We start from the raw sequence: 19,815 nt of genomic DNA on the forward strand, positions 1-19,815 counted from the left end.
ATTGGCTAGGGTGGCCGGTGTGACCGATCAGGATCGGTTCTCACCTGCGCCTTCGCCCGCTCCGAAACCGGGGTCGCCCGATGATCCACTCAGTCCTACGCCAGGCGTTGCACACACGCGGCGACGAACCAGCGATCCTCTGCCACACCGGATCCCACGAGTCGACCCGTAAGGAGCTCACCCGCCTGCGGCTGCGCCGCGACGACCTGCTGGTCGACCTGGACGCCCACACCCTGGGTGAGCCGTTCGAGGTCGCTTCGGTGGGCGGAGAGGGCCAGCCCGAGGCGGTCGGCGTGGTCGCGGTGGTCGCGGCCAGCCTCACCGACCTGCGGCGCAGCCTGATCACCGCCAACGCCCTGCCGCCCACCGTCCACCTGGTCGTGGTGGTCGCGGACACCCCGGGCCACCACGGTCCCCTCGTCCCCAGCCCGCCGGGGATCGCGGAGTGGAACGACCTGCTCGAGATGCGCGTGCGCCGCCTGGGCAAACGCGGGTGGATCTGCGAGCTGTACTTCCCCGACTCCATCGAGACCGGCCAGGCACTCGACTGCGTCCTGCACGGGACCAACGGCGGACGGCGCGGACCGCGCCCCGTCCCGCTGGCCGGGGTGCACGGGCGGGGCGGGGCGCTGTGGCGGTCCGGCGACGTCGCCGCCACTGGAGTGAGCGCGACCGGACCGGTGCCGCTGCGCCGGGTCTCGCCGGTGGCCGACCTCGTGGTCCGGACCGACGACGGAGGCCTCCCGCTCTGGGAGGACGGGGTCGTACCGCACCTGGACGTGCCCGGTCCGCAGGCACCCGGCCGGAACGTGCCCCAGTCCCGAACAGCCCAGTCCCCAACAGCCCAGTCCCGAACGCCAGAGTCCGGGGCCCAGGTCACCGATCCCGACCCGGTGTACTCCCTCGCACCCGTCGACGAGCACACCGTCAACCCGATCGGCTTCACCAAGAAGGCTGGCGGCCCCATGGGGGACCTGTCCACTCGGGACGGGCGCACTGTCCTGCGTGAGGGGACAAAGGTCCTCTGCGTGGTCCCCGAGGACGGCACGGTCACCGACCTGGACATCGGGCGGGCGCGCTACCTGCGCGGGGTCCGGGTGGATTGGTCCGGGCCCGCCGCGCCGGTCACCGTGGTCCGCGCGGTGACCGCCCTGGCCGCCGGAGGAGTTCCCGTGATCAGCGGGCCGGTCCCCGACTGGGCTGCCGGTCTGGGGACCGCGCTCACCGAAACCCTCACCGGGCCGGCGGAGAGCGAACTCGCCGACCCCCTGCGCCGGGAGGAGCACAGCGTCCGACTGCGGCGCGCCTCGCTGCGCGTGCACGGCCAGCTGGCCCGCTGGCGCACCCTGGCCGCGCGGTCGGGCGTGCCGATACCGCCTGACCCCCTGGTGTCGGTGATGCTGTGCACCCGGCGGCCCGAGCTGGTGGGCTTCGCCCTGGCCCAGGTCGCCCGCCAGCGCGGGGTGCGGTTCGAGCTGGTCCTGGCCCTGCACGGGTTCTCCGCCGACCTGCCCGAGGTCCGCGCGGCCGTGGCGGACTTCGCCGCGACCGGTATCCCGGTCACGGTGCACGAGGCCCCCGCCGACCAGGTGTTCGGCGCGGTCCTCAACGACGCCGTGGACCGTACGTCTGGCAGCGTCGTCGCCAAGTGGGACGACGACGACTGGTACGGCCCCGAGCACCTGGCCGACCTGCTGATGGCCCGGGCCTACTCCTGCGCCGACCTGGTCGGGGTCACCCAGGACCTCGTCTACCTGGAGGAGCTCGACCTCACCGTGTGGCGGAGCTACCAGACGGAGAAGCCCTCCCCGGACGTGGTGGGCAGCACGATCGTGGTCGACCGCTCCGTGCTGCGCGACGTCGGAGGCTTCCGTCCGCTGCCGCGGGCGATCGACAGTCAGCTGCTCCTGGCGGTCCGCCGCGACAGCGGCCGGATCTACCGCACTCACGGCCTCGGCTACCTGCTGCGCCGCGCCGGACAGGGACACACCTGGGGGGCGGACATGGGCTACTTCCTGCGCAGGAGTACCAGGCAGTGGTCCGGCTGGCGGCCGAGCTCCCTGCTGGAGGGCGAGCCCGCCCCGCTGGGCCGGCCGAACCCGTTGGGGCAGCCCGGCCCACAGGCGGGACGGGCGCTGCTGCGGACCACCGAGTACCAGGGAGGACAGTCGTGACCAGTGCGGACAACGTCTCAGAGCGCGGTCAGGGATCGCGCCCGGATACCCGGGTGCGGGTCGGGACGGTTCCGGCCCAGGCCGGGAGCCCGGACCGGCGGGACCAACCGGGCCAGCCCCGGGTGTTCCGCAACGACTACGCGCGGTTGGACCTGCCCCGGCTGGGGGAGTGGACGCCGACGCTGTCGGTGAGCGTGGTGATCCCGGCCCACGGCCACCAGGACAAGCTGGACCTGGTGTTGGCCGCACTGGCGGCGCAGAGCTACCCCGCCGAGCTCACCGAGGTGGTCGTGGTGGACGACGGTTCACCCGAACCCCTCGCCCTGCCCCGGGTCCGGCCGGGGAACACGCTGCTGGTGCCCTCCGCCCCGGGTGGCTGGGGTTCAGCGCACGCGGTCAACACCGGGGTGGCGGCCTCCTCCGGGCAGGTGGTGCTGCGCCTGGACGCCGACATGCTGGTCTACCGCGAGCACGTGGAGTCCCAGATGCGCTGGCACCACCAGGTGGACTACGCCGTGGTCATGGGCCACAAGATGTTCGTGGACTTCGACCCGGCCGCCATGGCCCCGGAGTACGTGTACGAGGAAGTCGCGGCGGGGCGGGCCGAAACGCTCTTCGACCTCAGGAGCGCCGACTCGCACTGGGTGGAGCGGTTCATCGACAGGAACGACCGGCTGCGCTCGGCCCACCACGAAGCCTTCAAGGTGTTCGTGGGCGCGACCGGCTCCCTGCACCGGAGCCTTTTCGACGCCACCGGCGGGTTGGACCCGTCCCTGATCCTGGGCGGTGACAGTGAGTTCGGCCACCGGGTGGCGCAGCAAGGTGCGGTGTTCGTGCCGGACCTGGACACCAGTAGCTGGCACCTGGGCCGTTCCCAGATGCAGGAGCAGCGTGACGCCGGGACCCGTTACCGGATGCCGTATGTGTCCAACCGGGTGCCCGACTTCCATCTGCGCCGCAAGCGCCCCGAGCGGCAGTGGGAGGTGCCACTGGTCGACGTGGTGCTGGACGTGGCCGGGCACACCCTGGAGGAGATCGACACCACCGCCTCGGCGCTGCTGTCCGGGACCACCCCGGACCTGCGCCTGTGGCTGGTCGGTCCGTGGGGCGAGCTGCACGGGGGCCGTCGCTCGCCGCTGGAGGAGGACGTCCTGGACCTGCGGCTGGCGCACGAGACGTTCCGCGGCGACCCGCGGGTGCGGTTCGTCGAGACCGAGCCGGGCACCGACCCGCGCGTGCCCTTCCGGCTGTATCTGGACGCCGGACCCGAGCCCTACCCCCAGACCCTGGCCGAGCTGGTCCGCACCTGCGACTCCACCGCGGCGGGGCTGCTGAGCGCACCCATGCCGGGCGCGCTCACGGCCGAGGAAGGGATGCTGCGCCTGGAGCGCACCGCCGCCTTCAGCCGGGCACGCCACCTCGCCCCCGAGGCCCAGGGCCGGGAACTGGACCGGGTGGTGGAGGAGGTCCACGGTATCCACTGGATGCCCGCGACGGACCTCATCCACGTTATCGGCCAGAAGGAAGACCGGTTGGAGGCCACGACAGCGCAAGCCGGGTCGGCGGGGGCGGCGCCCCGAGCGGACGGCACGGAGGAGGGTTCGGCGGAGGCGGTCCGGCTGCGCGCCGAGCTGGAGCAGGCCAAAGCCAGGGGCGACCGCCTGCGCCGCCGTGCGGAGCGGGCCGAGCGCAAGCTGCGCTGGTTCACCCCGGGCCTGGTCCGCCGCGTCCTGCGCCGGGTCGTCCGCTGAGAGTTTCGGGGGCGGGTCCCTGTCACCATGGATCCGCCCCCGAACCCCGACCGCTTATGGAACCTGCTTGCTATGGAACCCAGAGGCCAAGGCTCTCGGCGACCAGGGCGGGGCGCTCCTGACCCTCGATCTCCACGGTGTGGGTGGTGCTGACCAGGTAGCCCTTGGGGGTCTCCTTCACCCCGCTGAGTTCCACCGCGTCGCGCACCCGCGAGCCCACCGTGACCGGCTGGAGGAAGCGCACCTTGTTCAGGCCGTAGTTGATGGACATCTGCGGCTTCTTCGTCAGCGAGAAGATGCTTTGGGAGAAGTGCGCCAGCAGCGACAGGGACAGGAACCCGTGCGCGATGGTGGCGCCGAAGGGGCCTTCGGCGGCCCGCTCCGCGTCCAGGTGGATCCATTGGTGGTCTTCTGTTGCATCGGCGAACTTGTCGATGCGGTCCTGGGTGATCGTCAGCCAGTCGGTGTGACCCAGGTGTTCACCCTGGGCGTCGACGACCTCTTGGATGTCGGCGAATACGCGCACCACGCCTCCACGTTTGTTAGGGATCCGGCGCACTCCGGGGGAAGCCGGACAGTGATGCGCGCCACTCTACCTAACGGTGTTCGGTTAAGTGGCGGCGGCACCCGGGTCCTTCGCCGCGGGCGCGCCCAGCAGCAGGGTCCGGGAGGTGAAACCCGGAAGCGAAGCCTCGTCCACGTCATGGCCCAGCCCGCTCTCGGCCAACGGCACCGGCACCACGCCGTCGTGCGCGCGCACCGGCGGAACCACCAGGTCACGACTGCGACCACCGGCCCCCGGCATCTCCACCGGCAGGGTCGCCCCGGACAGGGAAGCCAGCGCGACCGTCGCCGCCCGGCCGACCCCGGTCACCGCCGAGGAACCACACCACACCTGCCATCCCGCGTCCACCGCCCGGTCCACCGCGCGCCGGGCCGCGGTCAGCCCGCCCAGCCGTGCCGGGTCCACGTTCACGGCGCTCCCGGCCTCTGCCAGGACCGCCTCGCGCAGGTCCTCCACCGAGGACAGCGACCGGTGCAGCGCCACCGGGGTGCGTAGCTCAGCCGACAGCCGGGCGTGCGCGCCCAGGTCGTCGGAGGCGAAGGGGTCCTCGATCGCCAGCAGCCCCAGGGCGTCCAGCGAACGCAGGGCGTCCAGGTCCGCGGTGGACTCGGTGTAGCGCCCGCCCGCGTCCACCTGTAGCACCAGGAACGGGAAACTGGTCTGCACGGCCCGGACCACATCGGTGTCCCAGCCCGGCTCGACCTCCAGTCTGATCCGCCGGAAACCCGCGCCGACCTGGCGGTTCACCTCGGTGACCACCGAATCCAGGGTCACCTGCCGGGGCAGGGTCACCCCTGCGGTGAGTGCGGTGCGCTCCCCGCCCAGGGCATGTGAGAGCGGGGTGGCGCGCTGACGGCTCCACAGATCCCAGCAAGCGGTGTCGAGCACGCCCACCAGCGCCGGGTCCCAGGGCAGGTCCGCGAAGGCGTCGGCCACCTCGGTCGGGCGGCGCCAGCCGTGCTCCAGGAGGGCGGGGGCGAAGTCCCGGGAGAGCGCCTCCCACTGCTCGGCGGTGGCCCGGGACACCTCGCCCCAGCCGCTCACCTGCCCGTCGCTCACCCGGACCAGCACCGGAACGGCTCCGTCGGCACCCCGACCGGCCAGTGACGGCCGCAGCCGCACCAGCTCGAGCTCGACGATCCGGGTCACCGTTACCGCGCCGGTGTGTGTCACTACTGTCCCACCTCATGTGTCGGGGCCCCGGTCACAGGCCCCACGGTCGGAAGGGCCCACCCTTCGACGGTACCCCCGCCCGGCCGGCCCGACCACCCCGTCCACAAGGGCTGATTCGGCTAGGGGTCCCAGGTCGGGCGGGCTTTGGTCGGATGGGTGACGGTTCGTCGGGGCCTCCCCGTGGGGTCTCTCACTCCGGGAGGCGGCGGGGCGGGTGAAGCCTGCACGACGCCAACACCCGCGGCTGACACGGAAGAACGGCAGAGGGGCCGTCCCCCGGACGGCCCCTCACGCTCATCTTCGGTTGTTCTAGGAGGCGAGCACCTCGGAGAGCTCACGGTGCTTCATCCCGTGCGCCTCGGCCACCGGCGCGTAGACCAGGTCGCCGTCGAAGGTGTTCAGGCCGTCGGCCAGCGAGGCGTCGTCGCGCAGGGCCTGCTTCCAGCCCTTGTCCGCCAGCGCCACCGTGTACCGCAGGGTGTCCTTGGTGAGGGCGTGCGTGGAGGTGTTGGGCACCGCGCCGGGCATGTTCGCCACGCAGTAGAAGACCGTGTCGTGCACGGTGAAGGTGGGGTCGTCGTGCGTGGTGGGACGCGAGTCCTCGAAGCAGCCGCCCTGGTCGATCGCGATGTCGACCAGCACCGCGCCCGGGCGCATACGGGAGACGAGCTCGTTCGAGATGAGCTTGGGGGCCTTGGCTCCGGGCACCAGGACCGCGCCGATCACCATGTCCGACTCCAGCACCGACAGCTCCAGCTCGAAGGAGTTGGAGACCACCGTCTTGACCTGGCCGCGGTACAGGGAGTCGACGTGGCGCAGCTTGTTGACGTTCAGGTCGAGCACGGTCACGTCCGCGCCCATGCCCACCGCGATCTGGGTGGCGCTCAGGCCGGACACACCCGCGCCGATGACGGTGACGCGGGCCGGGCGCACACCCGGGACCCCGCCCATCAGGACGCCGCGGCCGCCGTTGGGGCGCTGCAGCGTCACCGAACCCACCTGCGGGGCGAGCCGGCCGGCCACCTCCGACATCGGGGCGAGCAGCGGCAGGGAGCCGTCGGGCAGCTGCACCGTCTCGTAGGCGATGCCGGTGACCCTGTGCTCCAGCAGCGCGTCCGTGCACTCGCGGGAGGCCGCCAGGTGCAGGTACGTGAACAGGGTCTGGCCCTCACACATGCGGTGGTACTCGGCGGGGATGGGCTCCTTGACCTTGAGGATCAGGTCGCCCGCGGCCCACACCTCGTCCGCGGTGGGCAGGATGCTGGCGCCCGCCGCCACGTACTCCTCGTTCGTGATGGAGGAGCCGACGCCGGCGTCGTGTTCGACGAAGACCTCATGACCCCGGCGGGTCAGCTCGTGGACACCCGCAGGGGTGATCGCCACCCGGTACTCGTGGTTCTTGATCTCACGGGGCACGCCGATGCGCACGGTTCCTCCAACTGGTATCGCCATCGATACCTCCCACTGTGACCTGCGAAGGCGCGTCCACGCTATCGCCAATGTGCATAGCTTTACGCTGCCATGTTGACAGTCTGTAAGCCGACTGTGTGCGGTGTGACACGGGTTAAGGGCGGGTTCCGAGGCTCCCCGTGCCGAGAAGTTCCCTCCGGGCCGGGCGTCCGGATACCCACACCCGGTCCACCCGCCCGGTCAGCCGCATCCCGGCGTAGGGGCTGGGATCCGTTTCCGGGACCGCCAGCGCCTCGGAGTCGGCGAAGGCCACGAGGTCGGCGTCGAACCCCTCCTGGATCCGGCCCCGCCCGCCCAGCCCCAGCAGTTCCGCCGGTGCCAGAGAGGTCCACCGCGCCAGGTCCGCCAGGGACAGCCCGCGTTTGCGCGCCGCCGTCCACAGCGCCGACAGACTCCACTCCAGGGTGTGCAGGCCGATCGCGGGCAGGTGCCCCGAACCGACCGTCAGGATCGGGGAGTCCGGTTCCAGCAGCGCGCTCCACAGCGCCTTGCGGTTGGCGTCCGAACGCAGCGGCGGGCGGCAGGCGCGCGCCGGGGAGTCCGGGCGCGGGAACTCCGAGGGCAGACACAGGTAGTGCGGACAGGTGTGCGCGGTCATCTCCACCCCCACCGCACCGGCCGCGGCCAGCAGGGCCGCGCACTCGGCGGCGGTGAAGGGTGCGACGTGGGTGCGTGCGCCCACCACCCGGGCCGCCGCGATCACCCGTTCCAGCCCTCGCCGTTCGGCCCGGGGTGGCCGCTGCTCCGCCGATACCGCGGGGCGGCCCAGCTCGCGGGCGTCCTCGGCGTGCACCAGCAGCAGGGAGTCCAGCGTGGCGATCTCGGCCATGGCCTTGCGCAGCTGCGCGTCGCCCAGCGCCGCCATGTCCGGCGCGCCTCCGTCCGACAGCGATCCCTGGAAGGCCACCACCCCGCCGGCGTGCAGGTCGGCCAGGTCCAGGGGGCCCGTCCCCCGGGTCACCCCGCCGAGGAAGAGCACCGAGGCCGCTGCCCCCGCCGCGGCCCGCTGGTGCACCTGGAGGGAGTCGGCGCAGGTGATCGCGGGCCGACCGGGCGCGGGGGAGGCCACCACACAGGTGACCCCGCCGCGCAGGGCGGCCTCGCCCACCGCCTGATAGGAATCGGCCAGTTCCTGGCCGGGGGCGTGCACACCGGTGCCCAGGTCGATCGCGCCGGGCAGCAGGGCCGTGTCCCCGAGGTCGACGACCTCGCGCGCGGACATCTCGGCCGCGTAGGTGCCGACCGCCTCGATCCGGCCGTCCCGGATCCCCACACTGGCGGGAACGGCCCCCGCGGGGACCACCGTCCGCCTGGAACGGATGACACTGTCGAACTCGGGCATCGCCCTCCCCCTTCGTACGCTTCGTCGCGTTCGTGGTGCTGTGCGGCCGCGTTGAGGGACACGGCGGTGAGGGGTGACGGGCACGAGGGGCGCGGGTCCGTGGCCTCGAGCGGGGACGTCGAGCGTATCGCGAAGGCCCCGCCGAGAAGGGGGAAACGTCACTTCTCGCGGTCGGCTTTCCAGCTCCGCCCCGGCAGATGAGGGGTTGGTGGACGGGCGCGCGGGCCCAAGTCCGACACTGTGTAGTAAACGGTCTAACCTTGACGGAAGGTGTTCCTCCGTGCACGGCCCCTGCCGGACCCCGACTCGCGGCAGTAGCCAGGTGGCCACCACGGCCAGGGGTGCTGACCTGCCAGTTGACCGAACACGACGACGGAGTGGCGCGTGGCTCCTCCCGCACAGAACGACACATCCCCCAAGGAACACCAGGACCTGGATCCGGCCCCCGGCACCGCCAACGTGCCTCTGTACGCCCTGGCCGCGGCACTCGTGTGCACGATCGCCCTGGGCGCCACCCTCATTCTGGGCGGTTCGGTCTTCGCGCAGGTCATCCCCGGCCTGCCCGACGCCGGCGAGGCCGTCCGCTGGGGCATGCCCATCGCCAAGACGGTCATGGACACCGCCGCGGTCCTGACCATCGGGCTCCTGCTCATGGCGGTCGTCCTGCTCGCCTCCAAGAAGGGGCGGCTCTCCCCGCAGGCCACCGGCTACGTGCGCGGCGCCACCTGGGCCGCCCTGGCCTGGACGCTGTCCGCCGTGGCCACGCTGTACTTCCAGGCCTCGGAGTTCCTCGCCAAGCCCATGGGACAGGTGAGCATCGACGAGGTCACCGCCTACGCGGGGTCGGTGTCCGCGGGCATCTCCCTGATGTTCGTCATCCTCATCACCACCGGCATCGCGCTGTTCGGCCGCACGGCCACCACCGCGACCGGCGGCCTGTGGCTGTTGGTCGCCGCCCTGGTCGCGGTCACCCCGCCCGCTCTGACCGGCCACTCCGCCTCCTCGGGCGCCCACGAACTGGCCGTCACCGGGCTGGCCCTGCACCTGATCTCGATCTGCGTGTGGGTGGGCGGTCTGGCCGTGGTCACCTACCACGCCATGCGCCGCGACGGCCAGGAACCGGCCGTGGCCGCGCACCGCTTCAGCCGCCTGGCCCTGTGGGCCTACGTCGGTGTGGCGATCAGCGGCGCCGCCAGCGCGCTGGCTCGCCTGTACTCGCTGGACGACCTGTTCGGCACCGAGTACGGCCTGATCATCGTGGTGAAGGTCGTCCTCTTCGCGGTCCTCGGTGTCTTCGGTTACCTGCACCGCTCCCGGGTGCTGGTCCGGATCGACGCCGCACCCGCTGGAAAGCACGGGTACACCTTCCGCCGCAACGCCTTCCTGTGGCTGGCCGGGGTCGAGATCCTCATCATGGCCGCCGTCATCGGCGTGTCCGTGGGCCTGGGCCGCACCGCACCGCCCCCGCCGCTGGAGAGCACCGTCGATCCGGCCGCCGCCATCTTGGGCTTCCCGATTCCGCCCGCGATGAGCCTGGAGAACGTCCTCACCCTGTGGCGCCCTGACCTGTTCTTCATCATGTTCGTCGTGGTCGCCGGGTTCCTGTACCTGGCCGGCGTGCGGCGCCTGGTCCAGCGGGGCGACAAGTGGCCGATCGGCCGCACCGTCGCCTTCGTCCTGGGCCTGCTGACCATCGTCGCGGTCCAGCTCAGCGGGTTCGCGACCTACGCCATGATCATGTTCTCCATGCACATGATCCAGCACATGGTGCTGGCCATGGTCACGCCGATCCTGCTGGTGCTGGGTGCCCCGGTCACCCTGGCCCTGCGCGCCCTGAGGCCCGCCGAACAGCGCGGCGACCGGGGACCCCGCGAGTGGCTCAACGCGTTCCTGAACAGCCGGTTCTCGCAGGTCGTGACCCACCCGGCGGTGGCCGCCCCGATCTTCGTGTTCAGCCCGTACGCGCTGTACTTCACGCCGCTCTTCCCCACGCTGATGAACGACCACCTCGGTCACTTGTTCATGGGCGTGCACTTCCTCGTCTCGGGCTTCCTCTTCTACTGGGTGATCGTGGGGATCGACCCGGCGCCGCGGAAGCTCCCCTTCCTGCTGCGCATCCTGCTGCTGCTGGTGGTGATGGGCTTCCACGCGTTCTTCGGCATCGCGATCATGGAGCAGGCCACGCCGATGGCCATGCAGTACTACGGTCAGTTCGACATCCCCTGGATGACCGACCAGGCCGCCGACCAGTACGCGGGCGGCGGTATCGCCTGGGCGCTGGGCGAGATCCCGACCGTCATGGTGATGCTGGCGCTGGTCGTGCAGTGGTCGCGTGACGATGAGCGCCAGGAGCGCAGGCGTGAGCGGCACAGCCGCCGCGGCGGTTCCGACGACGCCGACATGGACGACTACAACGCCTACCTGGCCGAGCTCGACCGCCGCTCGCGGGCGGCCGCCGGTGAAACCGTGGCAGAGCCCAAGGAAGAACCCAAGAAGGACTGACGGGTTTTGAACTGAACAGGGGGCGTGCCCGAACGGGTACGCCCCCTGTTTCGGACGGCCGAGGATCAGAGTTCGGGTGAGTTGGCGATGACCGTGCGCGCGATCTTGACGGCGGTGTCACAGGCGTCGTCCGCGCTGACCTGGACGAACAGCTCGTGCTCGTCGGATGTGGCCACGGTGAGGTTGCACGAGTCCGGGAAGGCGGTGGTGAAGCCGGGGTAGCCCCCGACACTGGCGAACTCCTGGCCGTCGGCTCCGGAGAAGGCGGCCGAGACGGTGGTGGCCACGGCGGACTCCGTGGCAAGGTCCTCGTCGAAGAGGTCCACACGCACGTCCACGCTGGCGTCGACGCGGTTGGTGAAGTAGCAGTTGCCGTCCGACTGCGCGCTGCCGCTGCCGTCCTCGTGCAGGATGCCCAGTTCCACAGCGGTGGCATCCGGGAGCAGGTCACAGGGGTGTTCGGCGTTGAGGTCCAGCGCGGGGACATCGAACTGGTCGATGGAGTCGCGGTCGGCCAGCTCGATCTCGCCCGAGCAACCGATGACCAGTGCCACCGCCGCCGCCGTGGCGACCCGTCCCCGTCCGCGCATCCGTCGCTCCACCCGTCGAGTGCGGTCAGTGCCCGGGGTTCCCTACCACTGGGTAGGCAGGGAGCCCCGGCACGAAACTACAGAGCGTCGTTGCGTGTGCGGAACTTGTGGCCGGAAGCGGTCACGAGGGTAGACAGCGATCTCAGACGATGAAGGCCGTCACACCCGTCACCAGCAGGCCCACGCCCAGGCAGACGACCAGACCGCTGAGCAGAACCGAGGCCGAGGGCCGGAGCTCACCCAGCGCGGGGCGCCCGCTCACCAGGGCCTGGCGGCGGGCCAGGAACGGCAGCAGGGCGACGTTGACCGCGTACATCACGGCGGCCACCGTGCTCGCGCTGACGAAGCCCACCCAGAAGCCGCCGCCACCGGACATCACGTTCAGCGCGGCCAGGGAAGGGAGCACCACCAACAGCACCACCGAAGCGGCCCCGAAGACGGTGAGCAGCCGGGGCGAGGCCCCACTAGCGCTCCCGGAGACCACAAGGAGCAGACCGATCAGGGCCGCCACCATGATGGCGCCCCCGATTCCGAACACGGCGATGTTGACCAGCGAATTCACGCTGGTCATTCTCGCACCGCCGCGGCGGCGCCCCAACTCAGGGTGACCTTGGGGTGGGTCACACCGAGGAGAGGGGCGGGGCAGACCTCGCCGACGGGGCTCAGCCGTGGTGCTCCACCTGGGTTCGAGCCGGCTTCACAGGTCCCGAACTACACGGGCTCTACCCTGGGTGCGGAAACCCAGATCGTGACGGTAGATTTCGGGCATGCGGTAGCGGCCATCGTTGTCTCTGGCCAAGGCTCCCCACTGTTCCAGTGCCTCGATGTCCTCAGCTGACAGATCCAGGTCCTTCGAGTCGAAGGGCATCATGACGGAATCAGCGAAGGTGGACATGCGTCGCAGAAGGTTTCCCAATGGTGGGTTCTCCTGCTGGATTTCCTGTACTTTCTCCTGACTGCAGACATTCAGGGCTCGGCGCATCGCAGCAGGGGCCAGTACTCGGTCATCCCACCGGGAATCTCCTACTGAGGCTTCCGCGGCCTCACGCAGGAAACGAACGATGTCGCGGGCCTGGATCTGCTCGTTGAAGTCCGAGAGAGCGGCAGGGACCCACCGGTCGCTCCACGCCTCGCGCGATTTCTCTGCCCCGAGTTTCGCCCCCCACAGGGGGAGCAACGCATCAACAATATCGTCGTAGCCCATGTCAGCGATGGGTTGCTGAGGGGGCGAGAGCGCCTCGGCCTTGGTCGCGACCCAAAGAGAGAGCCGAAGTGCGTCCTCGGTTCCCCAACGAAGTTCGTAAGGGGCGTAACGATCGAGGAACTGGCCCAGATTCTGCCGGATCGCGGATCGAACCAGGTCCTGCCGCACGAAGACCACGAGTCCGAGTGAACGGTTGCGCAGCCGACGAAACCAGGCCGGCACTTCGATCAGTAGAGTTCGCAGTGCGATGCGTTTGGGCTCTGGGCCGAGGGTCTCCAGCCAGTCCTCCAAACCATCGATGACAAAGAGGAGGGGTATGTCTTCACCGAGGGTTCGCTCCAGAAGGTAGTCCTCTGCGGGCGCCTTCGGGTCGGCTCCCGCTACCCGGGCCAGACATCTCAGCCAGAGCGTTCGCCAGAATTCCGTATCGGTGTTCTTCTGATCGTCCTGGAGACCGGAGTTGAGATAGCTCTTGACTTCTTCAGCCGTGATTCCCTGGCCACCCGCGACACGGTCTCTCAGGTCCTGTGGAGAAGCTGCCGTCTCACCGGATTCGGTGATATTCACGGGGTCCAGAACCGGAACCACCATCGCGTCCCGTTCGACGGCCTGCTCGTTCTCGACAGCAAACCGTTCCCAGGAACCCTGGGCGCACATTCGGGCGAAAGTGAAGGTTTTACCTGAGCCCTTTGCCCCGACCATCACAGCCACGGGAAGGTCGGTGCTGTGGTCGGAGATCAGTCTCCGTACCGGTTCGGTGGTGAGGAACCCGAGTCCGTAGTCCATGCCCCGACGTTCCGCGAAAACCAGCTGGCCCGCGTACTTCGCAAGAGAACTCCGACGCTGGTCCAGCGTGGCCGACTCCTGCTGCGGGGCTGATGGTATCGGAGTGAGGTTGGCGCTGAACTCGTCGAGCAGCCCGGGTAGGGCGCATCGCCGGATCACTTCGACCACCGCGTCCCAGTTGCGAGGGAGCGCGAGCAGCTCTTCTCGGAAGGCGCTGAGCAGAGGTTCTGTGAGTACCTGTTCGTCCACTGTCAGGTCTTCCGACGAAGAGGTCGTGGACAAGTCGATCATGGACGACAGGGCGTCGGAAAGCGTCCTGCGAGCCTGCTCGGCATGGGAATCATGGACATCCAGGCGGTACTGGGTCACGATCGCGCTGGGTGCGGGGTCGGTCCCGGCGACTGCCGGGGCCTGGACGCCGAGTTGCCGGATCATGGTCTCGGTGCCCTGGAGTGACTGGTCGCTGATCGTTGTGACGAATACCCGCGTTATACGGGGGTCCAGCAGAATAGGCGCTGACAGTTCCGAGGCCCCCGCACGCAGATCGAGAATAATGGTGTCCACCTCCGCGGCGATGGCCAACGCGGCTAGGGACTCGCTGAGAAAGTACGGAGAGCGATCCTCGGTCAGGAGGTCGGACGGACTGATTTGAGGAGGGCCGAGCCGGCTACGTCGGCTGGCAGGCAGAACGGTCACACGTCCCGTCCCCGAATACCGCGAAACCCCTTGGTTGGGTAGGTAAGCAGAGGCGATTTTCACCGCATTCGTGGGGTCGCCCTGCTTCGAGGAGTGCAGGAGTGCCAGGAGATCCTCGTATGCGATGTCGCAGCGTCCGCCCTGTGCCTGGTACATCCAAGTGATGCCGGGGGCTTCCAGGTCCGCGTCGATGAGAAGCACGTGTTGCCCCTGTGAGGCGAGTAGATCCGCCAGCGCCACCGCGTGCAGAGTGCGACCCACGCCACCCTTGAAAGAATGGAACGCGGTGATCTGTTTTTCGCCGCTGAACTGTGTGTTCTCAGGCCTGGGCAGGGCCTGACTCAGGGCTGAGGTGATACGACGCTCTTTGAGTCGGGGACGTCGTGGGGGTGCTTCGAGAGCGCGTGCCTCGACCAGACGCACCGGGAGGGACTCAGAAGGCTGGTTGGCGGGGCGGTCCAGGGTGAGCATCACACCTGTCTCGTCTTGTTTGGTGGAGCCGAGACCGAACTGTCGATCCAACCACGCGCGGACCGCGGTAATGTCTGTCCCCGCGTCCACAGTGAGTTCCAACCCGTCCCACCAGGCATCGACTTCGAGCAGCCATGCGGGCCATCCGCCCGATACAGCCTCCTCCGCAAGTTGCGAGTCGATGTCAACCCATGTGAAGAGTTTGCCGACCATTGGCGCTCAGGTTCCTTTCCTGGTTTCACGCACCAGAGACTTCAGCGCTTCCACTGCGGACTTCTGATCTTTCACGCGCAGTTCCGCGCCGTAACGCCATGCTTGGTGTAGTTCGTGGCTCTCGATCCAAGTATTCCCTTTGAGTCGGTGACAGCGCAGAGGATCGGGGCCAGGGCCCGGGTCTTGGAGGTTGAGTTCCTTGGCCAATCGGCGCAAGTTGTGGTTGCGCAAGTGGTCTGGGAGAGCGGAAGTATCGTCGCGCTGCAGGATCCAGCGCAGCAGTTCAGCTTTTAACCCGCACTCTGCTGCGTAGAAGTACAGCAGACCACCCACGGCGTATGCTCCTGCTCGTTCGGCCTCATCCGCTTGCGAAGTGAGCCGGTCCCGGCTCCGACGCAGCTCACTCACTCCCACATCCACCATCGCGCCAGAATACTGGTCGCTGTATGGGATTCTCCTCGGTTTCGGGAACTGCTCTGGACAGGTCCAGTTCTCGCCTGCTCAACTCGCCTTCGCTGTTCGATGGCTCCTTGCGCCAGTCGCCTAAGCCAGGTGCTCCACCCGGGATCCGCCCGCGGACTTGTGCACGCGCAGCCGGGTGGTCACGCGTTGGCGCAGGTCCGCGACGTGGCTGACCACACCGACCGCGCGACCGCCGTCGCGGAGGCGGTCCAGGACGTCCAGGACTTCCTCCAGGGTGTCCTCGTCCAGTGTGCCGAAGCCCTCGTCCACGAAGAGCGTGTCGATCTCGGTACCGCCCGCCTCGGCCGTGGCCACGTCGCCCAGGCCCAGCGCCAGGGCCAGCGAGCTGAAGAAGGTCTCCCCGCCGGACAGGGTCGCCGGGTCGCGCTCCACCCCGGTCCAGGCGTCGATCACGCGCATGCCCAGCCCGCCGGCGGAGCGGGCCCGGCCGTCCCCGGCGGCCTTGTCCACGGTGTAGCGCAGCTCGTAGCGGCCGTCCGACATCGTCAGCAGCCGGTGGTTGGCGGCCTCCACCACCTGCTCCAACCGGGCCGCCAGCACGTAGGCGGACAGCCGCACGCTGTCGGTGTTGTCCGGAGAGGTCCCGGCCGTCAGGGTGCTCAGCCCCTGGGCCACCGCGTAGCGGCGCAGCACCGGCTCCGAACCGGACAGCCGCTCGCCCAGCTCGGCGCGCAGGGAGACCAGACGGCGGGCCCGTTCGGCGAGCATCCCCTGCCAGGCCAACGCCCGGTCCGCGGCCTCGGCCGCCGCTTCCGCCCCGGCCTCCAATTCCGCCAGATCCGGGGCGCCGGTCCGCTCAGCGTTCACCAGCTCGGGATCGGCCAGCTGTGCCTCGACCGCCGCCCACTGGTCGTCGAACTCCCGTGCCCGGGAACGCAGATCGTTGCGGCCGTGCTCGTCCAGGGCGGCCTCGATCACCGCGGCCTCGTCGGCGAAGCGGGCGTCGGCCCGGGAGCGCTCGGCCTCGGCGGTGGCGGTGCGCAGCTCCTCGGCGGCGCGGCCGCGCAGCTCGACGGCGTCCGCTGCCCCGCGCAGCAGCTCGGCCTCACCGCGCAGGCGGGCGATTCGCTCGGCCAGCCCGGCGTCCGCGCCCCGGGCCCGGTCCAGCACCACGGTCAGCCGCTCGTGTTCCTTGGCGCCCTCCTCGCGGCGGGCCACCAGCTCGCTCTCCTCGCGGACCAGCTCGCCCTCCCGCTGGCGGGCCCGGTCCAGGTCCGCGGCGGCCTGGGCCAGCTCCTCCTCCAGACGGTGCACCTCGCGGGCGGCCGCCCTGGCCTCGGCCAGCTCCCTTTTACGGGCGCCGACCTCCTCGGCCGCGACCGCCACGGTGCGGCCCTCGGCGCGCTCGGCGGCGGCGGTGTGCCGTTCCCGCAGCGCCACCAAGGAGTTCTCCGCCTCGGTGCGCCGGGCGGCGGCGGTGTCCGCGGCAGCCTGGGCGGACCGCTCCTCCTCGGCGGACACCAGACCCTGCTCGCTCGGTCGGGCGGGGGAGGGGTGGTCGGTGGCCCCGCAGACCGCGCAAGGGGCGCCGTCGGACAGGTTCGCGGCCAGTTCGGCAGCCATGTGCGCGATTCGCCGTTCCCGCAGGTCCTGGGCCCGGTCCCGGGCGGCCTGGGCGGCGTCGACCGCGCTGCGGCGCAGTTCTTCGGCCCGCTCGGCCTCGGCGCCGAGCCGCTGCTGCTCCACGGCCGCGGTGTGCCGACGCTCGGCCAGCTCCAGGGCGGCCTTGGCGGGGTCGGTCAGCCCGGACTGCTCCCGGGCCCGGTTCAGCTCCTTGGTGACCGTCTCCACCCGGGCGGGCAGTGCCTTGACGTGTTCGCGGGCCTGTCCGGACTCGGTGCGCACGGCGGTGATCCGCCGGTCCAGCCCGGTGAGTTCGCGGTGCAGGTCGCGGCGGCGCTCGGCGTCCCCGCGCAGCAGGTCCAGCCGGGCGAGTTCATCGTGGCGGGACCGCTCGGCCGCCCTCAGCGCCTTGGGCGTGTCGGGGACAGCAGGGGAGTCAGGGCCGGTCAGCGCCTCGGCGTCGATGTCGGGCAGCCCGCCGACCAGCGCCAGCCGGTCGGTGACGGCCAGCTCGGCCTTGTCCAGTACGGTGCGACGCTGGTCGCGGGCGTTCAGGTACGGCAGTACCGAGTCCGCGCGCTCGGCGGCGGCCAGGCGGGCCTCGATCCCGGACCGCCACTCACGCCGCTCGGCCAGCTGGGCGCGGCGTTCGCGGGCCCCGGCCAGGCGCGCGTGCCGGGCCACCAGCTCCCGCCCGGCGGTCAGGGCCTCCCGGGAGCGGGCCCGGGCCTCGGTGAAGTCGGCGGTGACGGCCTCGGCGTCACGTGCGGTGGCGGTCTGCACCGAGGCCAGTTCGGCGGCCCAGGCGGTGAGCTCCTCGGGGGCCTCCGGCGCGGTGGAGCGGCCGACCTCGGCGATGCGCCCGGAGACCGCGCGCACCTGCTCGTCGGCGGCGCGCACCTCGCGCTCCAGCTTCCTGGCGTGCCCGCCGAACCACTCCTCCACGTCCCGGAACACCCGGGTGTTGAAGATCCGCTCCAGGGACTTGCGCCGGTCGTCGGACTTGGCCCGCAGGAAGCGGGCGAAGTCGCCCTGGGGCAGCATGACGATCTGGCAGAACTGGGTGAGGGTGAGCCCCACCAGGTCACCGACGAACTGCCCGGCCTCGTCCGGGCGGGTGGTGACCCCCTCCCAGCGGTCGCCCTGCCAGTCGAGGACCCGCACCTTCTGGTTCTCGGCGACGGTGCCCTTCCCGCGCTTCTTGGGGCGCTCCCACCGCGGGTTGCGCTCGATCCGCACCCGGCGGCCCTGGACGGTGAACTCCAGGGTCACCTCCGGTTTGAGCTCGGGCGGGGCGTGGTCGCTCTTGGGAGAGCGGTTGTTGCCGCGGGCCCCGGGCACGTCGCCGTAGAGCGCGAAACAGACCGCGTCCAGCACGGAGGTCTTGCCCGCGCCGGTGGGGCCGTGGATCAGGAACAGCCCGCCCTCGCCGAGGCGGTCGAAGTCGACCGTCTCGGTTCCGGCGAAGGGCCCGAAGGCGGTCATGGTGAGGGTGTGCAGCCGCATCAGCGCGTCCCTTCCTGGAGGCGGACCTCTTCCACCGCGCGGTCCACGAGCGCGCGCTCCTCGGGGCCGGCGGCGCTGCCCCTGGCCCACTCGACGAAGTCGGCGACCACTTCGCGCTCGGGGCGTTCGGCCACCGCGCCGGTGACCGGCCGCCGTTCCACGGGGCCGCCCTCGGGATCGAACTCCAGCATCAGGGTGTGTGGGAAGCGTTCGCGCAGCCGGTCCATGGGCTGGGCCGGGCGGCGCGGGTCGGTGAGGGTGACCTGCAGCCAGTGGCCGGTGTACCGCTCCCACTTCTGGTCGCTGAGCAGGTCGTCCAGGCGGCCTCTGATCCGGGCCAGCGGGCGGGGGACAGGCGCGTCGGCGAACTCCGCCCCGGCGAAGCCGTCGGCGTTCAGATCCACCAGCCAGTAGCCCTTGCGGTGGTGCTCCTCGGAGAAGGAGTAGGCCAGTGGACTGCCCGGATAGCGCACGGTGGGCGTGATGGTCTGGCGCCCGTGCAGGTGGCCCAGGGCTACATAGTCTGCGCCATCGTAGACACAGGCGGGCACGTGGGAGGCGCCGCCCACAGAGATGTCGCGTTCGCTGTCGGAAGGCTCGCCGCCGGTGACGAAGGCGTGCGAGAGGACCACCGAGCGGGTGCCCGGCCGCTGCGCGAGGTCGGCCCGGACCAGGTCCATGGCGTGCCCGATCGCCGCCGGATGGCCGCGTTCGGGCAGATCCCAGTGGTGGCGGGCGATCTCCGGCTCCAGGTAGGGGATGCCGTAGAAGGCCACCGGACCGTGCTCGTCCTCGATGATCACCGGGGTGCCGATCCCGTCCAGGGAGCTGCGCAGGTGCACCCCGGAGGCGTCGATCAGGTCCGTGGCGAAGGACATCCGGGCCATGGAGTCGTGGTTGCCGCTGATCAGCACCGCCCGGGCACCGGTGGCCCGGATCCGGCCGAGCGCCCGGTCGAACAGGCGCACCGCGTCCACCGGCGGCAGGGCGCGGTCGTACAGGTCACCGGAGACCACCACCACGTCGATCCGTTCGGTGTGGATGGTGTCGACAAGGTGGTCGAGGAACTCGGCCTGGGCTTCGATGAGGTTCTCCCGGTGGAAGGAACGACCCAGGTGCCAGTCCGATGTGTGCAGCAGGCGCATGGAACTGGACATTACCCAAGTTCGCCGGGTTCCCGCCGGGAGAACCGTGGCCCCGGTGGATAACTCGGGGTTGCAGAGCTAGGGCGTGTTCCGCGGACACATACCCTGCTGCGCGTCGCCCCAGCGGCACCGTCGCTGCGCATCTCTCAGTCGACAGCCAAACCCGGGCGGGCCCCCGCTG

General features: G+C 70.4%; 13 protein-coding genes. 3 read left to right on the plus strand and 10 right to left on the minus strand.

What is annotated here, in order from left to right; genetic code table 11:
* Positions 1–80: 80 nt before the first annotated feature.
* Positions 81–2,174, plus strand: coding sequence for a glycosyltransferase (locus D457_RS31900; RefSeq protein ID WP_051072868.1), 2,094 nt, complete (start codon positions 81–83; stop codon positions 2,172–2,174).
* Positions 2,171–3,925 carry a glycosyltransferase gene (locus tag D457_RS0104840; protein ID WP_017579516.1) on the plus strand — a complete coding sequence of 585 codons (1,755 nt, stop codon included), beginning with the start codon at positions 2,171–2,173 and terminating at the stop codon, positions 3,923–3,925. The genes D457_RS31900 and D457_RS0104840 overlap by 4 nt, the downstream gene beginning before the upstream one ends.
* Positions 3,926–3,995: 70 nt before the next feature.
* Here D457_RS0104840 and D457_RS0104845 read toward each other — a convergent pair whose 3' ends face one another.
* The 4 genes from D457_RS0104845 to D457_RS0104860 form a co-directional block, all read right to left on the minus strand.
* Positions 3,996–4,451, minus strand: a complete 456-nt coding sequence (locus D457_RS0104845) for a MaoC family dehydratase (RefSeq protein ID WP_017579517.1) — start codon at positions 4,449–4,451, stop codon at positions 3,996–3,998.
* A gap of 84 nt (positions 4,452–4,535) precedes the next feature.
* Positions 4,536–5,663 (minus strand): enolase C-terminal domain-like protein, encoded by a 1,128-nt coding sequence (locus tag D457_RS0104850; RefSeq protein WP_026116336.1) that lies wholly within the window; start codon positions 5,661–5,663, stop codon positions 4,536–4,538.
* A gap of 309 nt (positions 5,664–5,972) precedes the next feature.
* On the minus strand, positions 5,973–7,091 hold the full coding sequence (gene ald / locus D457_RS0104855; RefSeq protein WP_017579519.1) for an alanine dehydrogenase: 1,119 nt from the start codon (positions 7,089–7,091) through the stop codon (positions 5,973–5,975).
* A gap of 136 nt (positions 7,092–7,227) precedes the next feature.
* The gene (locus D457_RS0104860; RefSeq protein ID WP_017579520.1) at positions 7,228–8,475 is read right to left on the minus strand and encodes a dihydroorotase; all 1,248 of its coding nucleotides are present in this window, start codon (positions 8,473–8,475) and stop codon (positions 7,228–7,230) included.
* 384 nt (positions 8,476–8,859) lie between these two features.
* On the opposite strand from D457_RS0104860, the gene D457_RS31905 reads away from it, so the two are divergent.
* Positions 8,860–10,977 (plus strand): cytochrome c oxidase assembly protein, encoded by a 2,118-nt coding sequence (locus tag D457_RS31905; RefSeq protein ID WP_017579521.1) that lies wholly within the window; start codon positions 8,860–8,862, stop codon positions 10,975–10,977.
* A gap of 65 nt (positions 10,978–11,042) precedes the next feature.
* Here D457_RS31905 and D457_RS0104870 read toward each other — a convergent pair whose 3' ends face one another.
* The 6 genes from D457_RS0104870 to D457_RS0104895 form a co-directional block, all read right to left on the minus strand.
* Positions 11,043–11,567 carry a DUF3558 family protein gene (locus tag D457_RS0104870; protein ID WP_017579522.1) on the minus strand — a complete coding sequence of 175 codons (525 nt, stop codon included), beginning with the start codon at positions 11,565–11,567 and terminating at the stop codon, positions 11,043–11,045.
* A 142-nt stretch (positions 11,568–11,709) separates the two neighbouring features.
* Positions 11,710–12,138, minus strand: a complete 429-nt coding sequence (locus D457_RS0104875) for a hypothetical protein (RefSeq protein ID WP_026116337.1) — start codon at positions 12,136–12,138, stop codon at positions 11,710–11,712.
* Between the two features lie 126 nt (positions 12,139–12,264).
* Positions 12,265–14,937 (minus strand): KGGVGR-motif variant AAA ATPase, encoded by a 2,673-nt coding sequence (locus D457_RS0104880; RefSeq protein WP_017579524.1) that lies wholly within the window; start codon positions 14,935–14,937, stop codon positions 12,265–12,267.
* Positions 14,938–14,943: 6 nt separating this feature from the next.
* Entirely contained in the window at positions 14,944–15,270 is a 327-nt protein-coding gene (locus D457_RS35600) for a hypothetical protein (RefSeq protein ID WP_152514145.1), read from the minus strand.
* 210 nt (positions 15,271–15,480) lie between these two features.
* Complete coding sequence (locus D457_RS0104890) at positions 15,481–18,489, minus strand: AAA family ATPase (RefSeq protein ID WP_017579526.1); 3,009 nt, start codon at positions 18,487–18,489, stop codon at positions 15,481–15,483.
* Positions 18,489–19,646, minus strand: a complete 1,158-nt coding sequence (locus D457_RS0104895; protein WP_017579527.1) for an exonuclease SbcCD subunit D — start codon at positions 19,644–19,646, stop codon at positions 18,489–18,491. The genes D457_RS0104890 and D457_RS0104895 overlap by 1 nt, the downstream gene beginning before the upstream one ends.
* Between the last annotated feature and the right edge of the window lie 169 nt (positions 19,647–19,815).

It is taken from the genome of Nocardiopsis valliformis DSM 45023, assembly GCF_000340985.1.
Classification (GTDB): domain Bacteria; phylum Actinomycetota; class Actinomycetes; order Streptosporangiales; family Streptosporangiaceae; genus Nocardiopsis; species Nocardiopsis exhalans.

Excerpts from the sequence above, each read along its gene's own strand:
- D457_RS0104890 (WP_017579526.1), bottom strand. The coding sequence starts at position 18,489 with ATGCGGCTGCACACCCTCACCATGACCGCCTTCGGGCCCTTCGCCGGA.
- D457_RS0104875 (WP_026116337.1), bottom strand. The coding sequence starts at position 12,138 with ATGACCAGCGTGAATTCGCTGGTCAACATCGCCGTGTTCGGAATCGGG.
- D457_RS0104870 (WP_017579522.1), bottom strand. The coding sequence starts at position 11,567 with ATGCGCGGACGGGGACGGGTCGCCACGGCGGCGGCGGTGGCACTGGTC.
- D457_RS31900 (WP_051072868.1), top strand. The coding sequence starts at position 81 with ATGATCCACTCAGTCCTACGCCAGGCGTTGCACACACGCGGCGACGAA.
- D457_RS0104880 (WP_017579524.1), bottom strand. The coding sequence starts at position 14,937 with ATGGTCGGCAAACTCTTCACATGGGTTGACATCGACTCGCAACTTGCG.
- D457_RS0104895 (WP_017579527.1), bottom strand. The coding sequence starts at position 19,646 with ATGTCCAGTTCCATGCGCCTGCTGCACACATCGGACTGGCACCTGGGT.
- D457_RS0104860 (WP_017579520.1), bottom strand. The coding sequence starts at position 8,475 with ATGCCCGAGTTCGACAGTGTCATCCGTTCCAGGCGGACGGTGGTCCCC.